Below are 12,756 nucleotides of genomic sequence, written 5' to 3'. Positions count from 1 at the left end.
TTATTATTAGGGGGAAATTAATTAGCTAAAAGTGATTGATATAATTTAATCAAATCTCTTTTATGCACATCTAATGAATATTTCTCTAATAAGCGTGCGCGCCCTTTTTGTCCCATTGCAGCCACTAATGCTTCATCATCTGCTAATAATTGCATTTTAGCGGCAAGATCATCGGCATCACCAGATGTAAACAAGTAACCCGTTTCACCATCTACAACTTGCTCAGGAATACCACCAATATTGGCTCCAATTACTGGCTTACCATAGCTCATCGCTTCTAATACTGACATCGAGCAGTTTTCATTCCACTCTGATGGCACAATAACAGCTTTTGCGTTTTTGATAATTTCAGTCAGTGCCTCTCCTGTTTGGAAGCCTAATAACTCAACATTATCAAAATTTTGTTTAATATGATCAAACATTGGCCCAGTGCCTAATACTTTAAGCGGCGTATTACCAGTAAGTTGGCTATGCGCTTGTGCCAATGTCACAATGCCTTTTTCTTGAGTTAAACGACCACAAAATAAGAAGTAACCGCCGTCGTTACCGATATCAGTGGTTGTTGCATCAATACCATTAACGATTACATCAACATTTGCTGATGGAATTTGACGTAAGATCATTGATTTCATAAACTCACAAGGCGCGATAAAGGCATCTAATGCTTCATAGCTCTTCATCGTACGGTGATATAACGCCTCTAGTGACAATAATACGCTTCGTGGCCATGAACCATCCTGCCACTGGTATTTAAAGAGATTAATATTACTACCAGTAATCCAATCTAATTCAATATTTTCCCCAGCAGCAAGCATGCTGTAGTTGGGGCAAACAGATTTATAATCATGCGCAGTTAATACCGTTTTACAGCCTAATTTTCGTGCAATTTTGATCACTGATGGTGTGATTTGATGATAAATATTATGGAAATGAACAATATCAGGTCGTTCAGCTTTAATGAGCTTTTCAAATTGATCACATGCATATTGATTATGCACAAAGTTTACCGCAACTTTAATATTATCAAAAATTGAATGTTTGCCATGGTAATCAACATTATCAACAAAAAAATCCGCATAATCTGATGCAATATTCTTATCATGCTTCATTGAAAAATCAATAACTTGATATCCTGCTTCTTGCACCATATCGCGCTCTTGAAAGAAAACAGTCTCAGCGCCACCATGTGGGAAAAAGAATTTATTAACAAATAGAACTTTCATTGAATCACCAGCCATTATGAATTTTTTTGATTAACAACATTCTTAATATCAGTAGCAACTTGCTCACCAATAAACGCGTAAGAACGGTTATTTTTAATATAATTATATCCAGCATCTAACTCGGTTTGTGTCATTGGCTGCTGTGCCAATTCAACCATCGCGGCAGCATAGGATTGGCTCGTTCCATCGGTCACTCGTCCACAACCAGATTGTTCAATGACAAATTGCTGATCAGGTGAGTCATTACAAATCATGGCTTTTTTAAGTGCCATATATTCCATTGCCTTGGTCGGCGTTGATACATCTAACAACAGGCCACGATTCATAAAACCAATCACCATATCAACACCTTTAAGATATGCCCATGCCTGTTCTGTTTGTACCCAACCCGTAATATGAAAATCATCACTCAGTCCCATATCATCAGCCGTTTGTTGTAAAAACTCGCGATCTTTCATCACTTCAGAATCACCAACAAAAAGTAATTTAAGTGTAGGCACTGTAAGTTTGGCTTCTTTAAATGCTTCAATAATAATGTCAAGTTTACGGAGTCGATCAAGGCTACCTAGATAACCAATAACAGGCGCATCACCCCATTGTTGTATTTTTATTGCATCAGTATTAGCGAAGTCGTCAATCTTTTCAAAATCAACCCCCATTGGCACAACCATCATATTGCTTTGTTCGATGCCTTTATCTTTAATATAATTAAGCATAAAGTCACTTTGCACATAGACACGATCTGAATGAGGTAAAATAATGCGATAAAGGATAAACTCCTCAAGCAAACCACGCGCTAAAATAATCGGACGCTTCCAACTAGGTATATTTTCAGTCTGATCTTTCGCACGCATCGTACGACTTTCAGCATACAAAAATGACACCCAATAGGTATAAGGTAGCTTAATTAGTTTAGCGATCACTAAACAGATTAAACCGACCCAGACCATGTCACGCACTTGAATGAGTTGAAAACCTTCTTTTTTTGCGCTAAAAGCTAACTTTGCCGCATTAAAGAAATAAACCACTGAATCTAAATGACGGTTAGCTGTTTTTTTACTGGTTTTTAAGGTACTACCCTCTGTTTGGATATTCACAGTTTCCGTTTTAGGCATACCAACAATCGTGGTATTCACACCCTCTTTGGGTAACTCTTTAGAGTATAAAACATCAACGTCTGGACGATAAGATGGTAACTCTTCAGGCACAAAATTGATGACATTAATTTTGGTGTTCATCCACTATTTCTCACTTATTTCTTTAATGACGATAGCTGGGTTACCAACTGCAATTGCGTTTTTAGGTATACTTTTCACAACAATTGCTCCCGCACCAATAATTGAATTATCGCCAATACTCACGTTACCTAACACAACCACACCGGGGCTTAATTCAACATTATTGCCAATAACGGGTGATACATGTTGGCCAGTCACAGGATCGACTTTATTGCCAATGGTGACATTATGTTTCAGCATCACATTGTCACCTAATACACTGTCAGCATTAATAACAATGTTCTGAGGATGAAATAAAATAAATCCAGCACCAATCTTTGTTTTTGGTGATATATCAAGCCCACAGATAAACTTGAGTAATTTAAGAATAATAACGTTAATAATGAATATTTTTTTCATTATTCCTGGAGTATAAAATAAAGAAGCTAACCGAAAGTTAACAATAAAGAACTTAGAGGTTAAACCTGGGTTTAATGCTAACTCTTTTTTAATTAATTCAAGCATGCTAAACCTTTTGCTTTTGTTAGGGTCGCTTTTCGAATAATCATCATGGCACCTAACACAAAATAAAACTGAAATTGAAATACCGGTATCAACGCAAGCAGCGGTGAATAAGGTAACGTAATCAGACCTGCAATAGTAAATCCTATAAAGGCAGGCTGATAAGATAACAAGTTAATATCGGCTCTTGATAAGTCCTTAGTCGAGAATAATGGTTTGGGCTTTGATCCCTTTAAAATCAGGAACACTATCGCTAATAATAACCCAGTACCAACCAGACCAATTTCCCACAAGAAAATCGCTAATGCGGTTGAGCCTAAACTCAATTCAAACAACATTGCAATATAACCAGGATCAGCACCGCCAGCATTTGAACTATTTAGACCATAACCAAATAACTGATTCACAAGACCGTGAATATCAGAATGGTGAGACCAAAATGCCAATGCTGTTACACGTCCTAATTCATCTAAGTTACCATCGAGACCAGCAACAATGACTGTCGGATCAAAAATATAACCAATATTTTGTAGGAAAATATCAAAAATACTCATCGAATGTGACTGGTACTTACTGGTATATCCTAATGATAATATTGTAATTATTAACGACAATAAGATAAAAATGCCCACGATAGACAATAAAATCGTTTTAAAGTCGATAACCCTAACTTCTTTTACATAACTTGGCTTTATGTATATATACAGTAAGAAGAATGGCGCTAATAAGGTTACAAATTTAACTTCAGCAACTACACAAATAATAAAGCCAATGGCTATATGTAGTGCTACCGACCATAATTTTGCTACCCCATGCTTATATTCAGACAGTTTCATCATCATAATAAGCAGAGTAAATAGCCCCATTGAGGCACCATTACCACCGGCAATCATACTACCGCCAAACGTACCCACAACAGAATCCCATGAGTCCATCTTACCTTCAAAAGCCACCCGAGCAGGAACAACAATCAAAGCTTGATAAACAACAAATGGGATTTGAGCATAAAACACCCAATATAATTTTTTGCAAATACGATATAATTGCGATTCACGACAAAAACCTAATAGTAAACAAGGTAATAGTAATGATATTCCTAAGCCATTTTTAATACCTGCTATGGTAGTTTTTAGCCCTTCTTGCATCAAAGTACTGGTTATTGCTAGCACAAAAAAGCCAGTAAAAAGTACGAGAATTGTCGTTTCAAGCTGATCTAGCGGCTCATAATTATAACGTGTTTGTAATGGTACCAATGCCACCATCACCATCGTCATAATAAACGGCAGCCATAAAAAAGCATCAATATCGGTAAAATATTGTGCTGTCCCACTAAAAATTAGTGTAATAAATACATAAGCTTGAAAGAAAAAACCTGTGTTCATTTACACTACGCCTTTATCACGTAAAACAATCGCATGTTTGTTAATTTTAATATAAATCATTAAATATCGTCCCGCTGTTAGCACCGTAAAGGCTAACAATGAAATTACATAACTTTTATAAATAAATGGCATGATCACAAACGCTAATATCACTATCGCTAATTGCTCACACTGAATGCGTAAGAAATAATTAGGAGCACCAAAAATCAATTCGATTACAGTCATTGGCACAAAAGCAAGCATTGCAAATACGTAAGGTAGCATTAAACGCGATGTTTCAACGGATTGTACCCATTGTTCACCCAGTACATGTTGTGTTAACCATGGATAAACAAAATAAATACCGGCAACAGTTACCGATGCTATCGCCACTAAAAATAACCGTACCTGTTTAAATTCAGAGTAGTTAAAGATTTTATTACGAAAATCTTCAGACCATTTAGAAAACGTATAATTACGCACTGACTGGCCAAGAATAAGTACAGGTGATAAACAAAAGCGATTCACAACTGCAAAGTAACCAGCAACCAATGGACTAAACCAATAGTTAATTAACACCGTCGGGAGCTGTAGGCTTGCGTTTGCCACCACTTCAGCAGTACCGACTCGTGATAAATGATTCCAGTGTTTAATGAAAAACCGAACTTGGGTTGTTGGTAAGAAATCAGATTTAGAAAACATACTAAAATCCAGACACTTATATAACCAATAACCAATTAAACATACATGCACACCAGCCCATATATAATAAAAATATTCAATTTTCCATGACACTAATAATGCCAGAAAGACAACTGAGGTCACTGATATTCTCTGAATAGCCAACTTACTAAAAATTTTATTTCGTAAGAAAACATACTCAGAAATAATCATCATTGAATAACTGGCCGTTAAAACATAAATCGCAAAAAATGGTAGCGAAAAGAAATGACTTACAATATAGATATAAATTGCACTTGTTCCCCAAGATTGCAACATGCAAAACACCACGGCTTTGCCTATATCTTGTTGATCAACTTTTGGTAATAAAAAGTGCGATCCATAAAGTGCAATTTGAGCACCAATCATAATGATGCTAAATGTAAGTGCGTAATTACCTACATCTGACATACCAAAACGGTATGACATAAATAGGATGGTAAACGCACCTATCAATTGCGAGATAACGGAAGCGCCTCCTATTGTAGAGGCACCTTTAATTAAACTCATAAAAGAACATCCTTTGAAGATGTTGTAATTATATTTTCATTAGATTCAATCAGTTTCGCATTCACTTTATTAAGCACGCAACCAAGTACTGTTGCTTTATATTGCTTAAGTTCCTTCAACGCTGATAGTGAAACATTCGTGCTATTATTATTTGATGCCACTACAAATAATACTGAATCGGTAAGCTGGCTAATCAAAATAGCATCTTTAGCATCAGTAACTGCAGGTGTATCTATAATAATATAATCATAACATTGGCGTAATTCTGTACATAAAGCAGCTAACTTCTTATGCGTTAATACAACTAATGGCGAACGTGTTGCATCACTGCCAGCGGCTAAAATATCAATCCCATGATGGTTAACAATAGCGTCATTGGTTGCGATATTATGATACAAAATATCAGTTAAACCATTACTATCAGCATAACCTAATGATTTAGTGATATTCCGATGGCGTAAATCCATATCAATTAATAACACTTTGGTATCAATTGCCAACGCTTTAGCCGCTAATGTTGCTACTAACGACTTACCTTCTTGAGAGGTCGCTGATGTTACAGCTAACATTTTAGCGTCAGCATTTAATAACAACAATTGACTTCTAATACCCAATGACGCCTCATCTAACGTCGAGAATTGAGCACTATTATCCAGCACTGATTTAGGCGTAACCGCTTGAGGGTAAGATTTGATTTCCCCAACAACATTAAGTCCTAAACGTCGTTTTATTTCATTAATCGACATGACTTTATTATTGAGAGCCGCCATTACAATCACAAACAGAACCGCAATAAGTAGTGACATAATAGCAACAACAACAATCAGTAACTTCTTGTTAGGTTTTGTCGGCTTTAATAGCACAATAGCACTATCAATCGCTTTTGCTGTCGGCTCAGAGAACTGACCACTTACTTGCGTTTCATTTTGACGTTGTAGCAATTGATTATATAACGTACGTGTCTGACTAATATCATCCATCATATTGTTATATTGTGTCTTTTTCTCACCTAATAGCTGGAATGCATTAGTGCGTTTATCAACTGCAGCTTGTAATTGATTTTGCTTAATAACTGATGCTTGATATTGCTCTTTGATACCTTCAGCTATTTGGTTAATCAACTTACTTGCTTGACCTTGAAGAACAACAAGTTGTGAACGAGCTTGAATCACTTTCTCATATTTAGGACCATAACGGTTTTCAAGATCAGCCAGTTGTGTTTTCTGCTCAATAATCATCTGGCGTAGATTTTCCATCTGCGGATGACGAGAAACATCAGGAATCGCGGCTAAGGCATTAAAACCTTGTTTTTGATAACTCGAAACCGTTTTATAAAGCGCTTCTAAATTCACACGTTGCGCTGTTGCTGTGGCTAAACTATCAGTCAATAATGACAACTGCTCAGTCTGGAAACCATCAACACCGCGGAAGGTAATTAGCCCTTCTTTTTTCAAGAAAGCATTTAGTTTTGCTTCTTTTGATTTCAATTGGTGATTTAAATCGTTAACTTCCGTTTCAAGTAACGAAGAGACATTTAAACTCGCATCACGATTATCTTCAACAGAATAGTTAACAAACACTTTCACAATATCATTCGCAACAGCAGCGGCATCTTTCGCTGTCGTTGATTCGAAACCGACCTCAACTAACTGCGTTTTACGTACTGGAGATATTGTCATATGCTTAAGCACATATTGAATACTGCGTTCTTTTTGTTTTGCTAAAGTGTCATCTTTTACTGGCTTTTTACCAATAAACTCTTGATCTTGATAAAGCTTTAAATCATCAACCACCTGTGAAATTACACGACGAGATTTCAGTAATTGGTACTGAGTTTCGTAATATTCTTTACGTGTGGAATCAAAATCAACGACTTTTTCAAATGTTGTTGGATTGGTTAATTCAGCTTTCAGCAATACTGTTGCATAAGCTTCATATTTTGGTGTCAATTTTAAAATGAATGGAGCTGCTATCCCTGTTACTACAACAGTAAAGGCTAATATTTTCCACCAACTTTTTTTTGTTGATTTAAGTAAGCGTGAAAAGTCAATTGTACTTTCCAACTTGCTTCCGTCTTCAACGAATAATGAACTCATTTATAACTATCCTAATCTAGAAAAAACTTTGATCTATAATAACTGTATCACCAGGATAGACAGCTTGAGTTGGTGTAACATCTTTTAATAATTGACCATTTGAACGGCGAATATCAATGTCACTACGATCTGCACGATCAGTAAAACCACCAGCTACCGCAATGGCTTTTTCTAATGTAAGTCCTGGTTGATATTCATAACTTCCAGGTGTTTTAACTTCACCTGAAACATACATAGGACGGAATTCAAGCATAGAAACAGTCACCATTGGGTTATTAATATAACCATTTTTTAATCGATCACGAATATCTAGAGCGACTTGATCAGGGGTCTTTCCTGCAAGTTGCAACTTACCTATCAAGGGATAAATAATATTGCCACTTTCATCTATTTTTAATTTCATCGATAAATCAGCTTCGTTATAAACTAAAATCTGAATCTGATCGCCAGCACCAAGTAAATAATCATTACCTGCTATTTTTGGTGCTGCTGATGCAGCAGTGCTCATAAATAAACTAACGGTTAATATCCAAATAATAGACACTATTTTCTTCATTTTAAATCGCCACTTTGACTGATAAACCAAATTGATTTTGCTCATAACCTAATCGTCTTTCATAAGTATTTCCATCAATAAACACTGGATCAGCACTATTATCAGTATGAAATAATGTATATTGATAATCGAAAATAAACTCGACTTTAGGTCTAAATAAGTAGTGTAAGCTCAACGCTACATCATCATATCGATCAGTTCGTTTTCGAATATGATACTTATCAGAGGTATGTTTATAAGATAATAAACTTGTTATATGCCCTAAAAATTGATGCTTCCAACTAATGCTATTTTGAAATGATTGTACAAAATCGCCAGTATTATCTGGTTCTTTTGCTTCACTTAAAGTTTTTAACATTATTGTTGAATAATCAACAGGTTGCCATTTATAAGAAACATTCCAATTTACACCAGAAAAATTCGTACTTTGCATTTTCTTTTGCACTTTAGACACTGTTGCTTCTATTTTTGACTTTCCTGTTAACTGACTAAGTACAGAAAAAGCACCAATCAACTCATTATTATTACGTTCATGATCAAGGTAATTAAAATCTTTATACATCAAGGTATAATCAAAACGTGTTCTGTCTGTATATTGATGCCTAAAAATAAGTCGTACATCGTTTTCTGTAACATTTTCATTTTCTAAATAATTTTTAAACGCCGATTGATAACTATTTAGAATGTTATAATTAGTACGGGCTTGTGATAAATCAACAATAATATTTCCCTTGGCCCCTTTGGCACCATAGGTATATTGAGTATCTATTTTTTTATTGGTTCGACCAATATCATGCGTAATATTAAAAGCATTAAACGTCGCTATATCAGGCTTTGATGTATCGTTATCAAAGAAAAAACCTTTTGTTACGCCAGTACCTAACGCTTCATGGTTTTTACTGTAACTTCCCGTCACAGATAAATGATGACGAATACCTAATTCCCAATTAAACACACCATTAAATTGATGGTCATCATAACTATCACTTTTTACAACGTTATTAGTGTAATTTCGGTAGTCACCTAAATAATAAAGACCAAAATTTTTGGTATTACGCTGGCCAACAACACTAAAAGTCGGTTTTAACGCATAATAATCAGAACTAATAATATTACTATCGCGCTGATGCAAGACGTTATCATCAAAACCATAGCCCGCATTGATTGATGAAGAAAATTCTAAACCTAAAAAAGGATCTATATGCTTAGAGTCTTGAAAAGTACTATCAGCACTTGCTGTAAAACTGTAGGTTGCGCAAACACAACCTACCAGCAATAAATGAACATTCTTTGTCTTAAATAAATGCATAATTTAGTACGCTGTCTCGCTGACAAATCCTTTAAAGATCGTAAGGAAAATAATACTCAAGTCTTTAGACAGACTCCAATTTTGAATATATTGTAGGTCATACTTAATGCGCATTTCCATTTTATCTAACGTATCAGTCTCACCACGAAAACCTTTAATTTGCGCAAGGCCGGTAATACCAGGCTTAACCTTATGACGTAACATATATTTATTCACAAGGACTCGGTATTCTTCATTATGTGCAACAGCATGTGGTCGAGGACCTACAATTGACATACTCCCTTGTAGCACATTAAAAAATTGTGGTAGTTCATCCAATGATGTACGACGAATAAAGGCACCAAATTTTGTTACACGTGGATCATTCTTCGTTGCTTGAGTCACCACTGTATCGTTTTCCATTACGCCCATAGAGCGGAATTTCCATACCCGAATTTTTTTACCGCCCAAACCGTAGCGATCTTGTTTAAATAACACCGGGCCAGGAGAGCTGCGTTTAACACCAATAGCAACAGCAACCAATACTGGTGAAATCAATAAGATAATGATACTACTGATAATAATATCTTCAATACGCTTTAATACTGCGCCCATTCCTTCAAACGGAGAGCCAAATACACTAAATATTTGAACATTACCAATAGTACTAATCTGGCTTACGTTTAAATCATAAGTATATAAATCAGGAACAATATAAGTTTCAACAATCGTATCTGATAACAATTTCAAAAATTTCTGAATACGATCTTTTGCTACCATAGGTAACGCAATATAAACTTCATCAATTTCACCATTTTTAGCTAACTGCACTAATTGGTCAATATTCCCATGGAGCGGTGATTGTGATAAATAACCAAATCGACTCTCATCACGATCATCAAAATAAGATATTTCAAATTTCTGATAACGAATGTTTTTTCTTAATGCTTGTTCAATTGCAATACCACCTTTAGTCATTCCTAATATAGCTATTCGTCTAACATTAGGACTTCGCTTCCAAAACTCCCGGGTAGCATAAATAACTAAAAACTTAACAACAACCACAGAAATGATAGACAAAATAATCCATTGCCAAGTAATGACATGATTTAAATGCGAGCCATTAATACCTTCAAACGTGTTCAACTGCTGGCACAAAATCCGCCATACTAAAAATGACAAGAAAAAGGTAAATAACGTTTTTAGTACCGTATTATAGTAATCCTGACGGACATATTTCTTATAAAGCCCACTGTACTCTCCTACCAATAAAAAAATGACAGAAAAAAGAAAACTTGCAGCCAAACCAACAGCGGTTTCACTAATACTGTGTAAAGAAATAATAAATGTTAATGTAATATTGAGCAGTAATAAATCACTGGCTTTTATTAATACAGTATAACCATCATCCGCTATTTTTATAGCTTGTCTTTTCATAGCTTAAACTAGCCTCTAGCACTACTAATTTTATAATGAGTAATGTCATCTCTATTGTTTTCTAATAATTACGCGTTCAAACATCCACGCTTTCGATATGATTATACTGTAAAAAACAGCCAGACCGTCAAGTTTCTGTCACTTTTGTCATAAATAAATGCACAAAAAGAATACTTAAACAGCAATAAATTGACGAATTCAGAATACCTTTTAAAAACATACAGTTATAACACGAAAATCACCAATAAAAATAAAACATTGTACAATTACAGTTACAATTAAATAATGTTTTATTAAAAAAACACAAAAATTTGTTTAAATGGACAATTTTTATCTTTTTTTATATCAAAAAGAAATAAGAAATGACAACTAATAGGCTTTGTGAGCTGAAAAATAACACTGATTTTTCTTTAAACCATCAAGTGTTACTCACTGTTATATAGCTATTTTATCTCACAACATAGTAGGCAGCGATAACAAATAAATGGCAGAAATGAATCGATATAAATGATTCTTGGGAAGTATCAGCCATGCCTATAAAACAATAGCCATGACTGAAAAATTAATTATAATTTAAACAAACGCATTCTCATTAATAACGAGCCAATAATTGCCATTACAACACCCGTTAGTAACACTATAAAATTTTTATGACGTTCCGCTGCCAACATATTTTCAGTGTAAGTACTGTTATACAAATCAGATCCCGTCATGGTTACAAAAGATCCCATCTCAGCAAAGACATGCTCTTGACCAATGATACCACTCAATGAAACCATACCCCATAAAAGAGAGATCACACCCAAAGTGATAGAAATAAAACCCCAGCTTTTTTTAACATCCATATTCAAACCCACGCAGTAGCACTTATATGAAACTAGCAGTAAAACTTCGCATGAGAATATTACAAATAACAAAAAAAAACAATTCACAAAGAAAATAAATAAACCAACATCTATAACAATAAATAACCAATGGAAATTGACGCTAAAATATAACCAATTGAAAACAAATAAGAAAATACTCTCTATGGAGAATTTATCCTCCTTTTAATATTGAACATCGTATTATTAATGATAATCATCATCTATTTCCGTGATCTAGATTCAAATTATTTTTTAAAAAAATAAAGAGCTTAATTGATAGCGATCAACAAAAAAAGCGACATCAATATGTCGCTCTCTTTAGCGTTTTATATCTTTACTTTTGTTTTGGACGGAAAGGTTTAATTATATTCTCATCACAAACGAGGAATGGACCATCCATCAAATCAATACAGTACGGTACTGCCGGAAAAACAGCATCTAAACATTCACGAATAGATTTAGGCTTTCCTGGTAAGTTAATAATTAAACTATCGCCTCTAAGGCCAGCTGTTTGACGAGATAAAATGGCTGTAGGTACAAATTTCAACGATTCTGCACGCATTAACTCACCAAAACCAGGCATCATTCGATCACATACCGCTTCTGTAGCTTCAGGCGTGACATCTCGTTTTGCAGGACCAGTACCGCCAGTCGTTACAATTAAACTACAATTATGGTTATCAGCCAGATCAATCAACGTATGCTCAATCACATCTTGTTCATCAGGAATAACTTGATAAACAGGTTCCCACTCAGAAGTCAGATAATCATTCAGCGTATCAATAATTGCTTGCCCTGAGATATCTTCATAAATACCAGCACTCGCGCGATCACTCACCGTTACGATACCAATTTTTGCTTTACTCATATATGGCCTCATTTATTTAAACTTAATATTATCTCTCATAATAACAGTCATCTTATTATTATTTGCTAAACAGTGTATGCAAATAAGCAAGA

At 34.9% G+C, this 12,756-nt stretch carries 11 protein-coding genes; all 11 read right to left on the bottom strand.

Annotated elements, in window-relative coordinates:
• Nucleotides 1-17: 17 nt before the first annotated feature.
• Nucleotides 18-1,223: a glycosyltransferase family 4 protein gene (locus BTO21_RS17340; protein WP_045029543.1), complete on the bottom strand. Its 1,206-nt coding sequence runs from the start codon at nt 1,221-1,223 to the stop codon at nt 18-20.
• A gap of 14 nt (nt 1,224-1,237) precedes the next feature.
• On the bottom strand, nt 1,238-2,461 hold the full coding sequence (locus BTO21_RS17335) for a glycosyltransferase (protein ID WP_045029482.1): 1,224 nt from the start codon (nt 2,459-2,461) through the stop codon (nt 1,238-1,240).
• Nucleotides 2,462-2,464: 3 nt separating this feature from the next.
• Entirely contained in the window at nt 2,465-2,965 is a 501-nt protein-coding gene (locus BTO21_RS20355; RefSeq protein ID WP_052672646.1) for a serine O-acetyltransferase, read from the bottom strand.
• Nucleotides 2,953-4,344, bottom strand: a complete 1,392-nt coding sequence (locus BTO21_RS17325) for a hypothetical protein (protein WP_045029480.1) — start codon at nt 4,342-4,344, stop codon at nt 2,953-2,955. The genes BTO21_RS20355 and BTO21_RS17325 overlap by 13 nt, the downstream gene beginning before the upstream one ends.
• Nucleotides 4,345-5,553 carry a lipopolysaccharide biosynthesis protein gene (locus BTO21_RS17320; RefSeq protein WP_065194358.1) on the bottom strand — a complete coding sequence of 403 codons (1,209 nt, stop codon included), beginning with the start codon at nt 5,551-5,553 and terminating at the stop codon, nt 4,345-4,347.
• Entirely contained in the window at nt 5,550-7,649 is a 2,100-nt protein-coding gene (locus BTO21_RS17315) for a GumC family protein (RefSeq protein WP_045029478.1), read from the bottom strand. The genes BTO21_RS17320 and BTO21_RS17315 overlap by 4 nt, the downstream gene beginning before the upstream one ends.
• Nucleotides 7,650-7,665: 16 nt before the next feature.
• Nucleotides 7,666-8,205, bottom strand: coding sequence for a polysaccharide biosynthesis/export family protein (locus tag BTO21_RS17310; protein ID WP_045029476.1), 540 nt, complete (start codon nt 8,203-8,205; stop codon nt 7,666-7,668).
• Nucleotide 8,206: 1 nt separating this feature from the next.
• Nucleotides 8,207-9,514, bottom strand: coding sequence for a porin family protein (locus BTO21_RS17305; RefSeq protein WP_045029475.1), 1,308 nt, complete (start codon nt 9,512-9,514; stop codon nt 8,207-8,209).
• 3 nt (nt 9,515-9,517) lie between these two features.
• Nucleotides 9,518-10,930 (bottom strand): undecaprenyl-phosphate glucose phosphotransferase, encoded by a 1,413-nt coding sequence (locus BTO21_RS17300; protein WP_045029473.1) that lies wholly within the window; start codon nt 10,928-10,930, stop codon nt 9,518-9,520.
• Between the two features lie 566 nt (nt 10,931-11,496).
• Nucleotides 11,497-11,775: a hypothetical protein gene (locus tag BTO21_RS17295; RefSeq protein ID WP_045029471.1), complete on the bottom strand. Its 279-nt coding sequence runs from the start codon at nt 11,773-11,775 to the stop codon at nt 11,497-11,499.
• Nucleotides 11,776-12,130: 355 nt separating this feature from the next.
• Nucleotides 12,131-12,664 carry a molybdopterin adenylyltransferase gene (mog, locus tag BTO21_RS17290; RefSeq protein ID WP_045029470.1) on the bottom strand — a complete coding sequence of 178 codons (534 nt, stop codon included), beginning with the start codon at nt 12,662-12,664 and terminating at the stop codon, nt 12,131-12,133.
• Nucleotides 12,665-12,756: the final 92 nt, after the last annotated feature.

Source organism: Photobacterium phosphoreum, from assembly GCF_002954725.1.
Taxonomy (GTDB): Bacteria; Pseudomonadota; Gammaproteobacteria; order Enterobacterales; family Vibrionaceae; genus Photobacterium; species Photobacterium phosphoreum.
The sequence above is the reverse complement of the archived record's forward strand: the minus strand, read 5'-3'. Positions and strand labels throughout refer to the sequence as shown.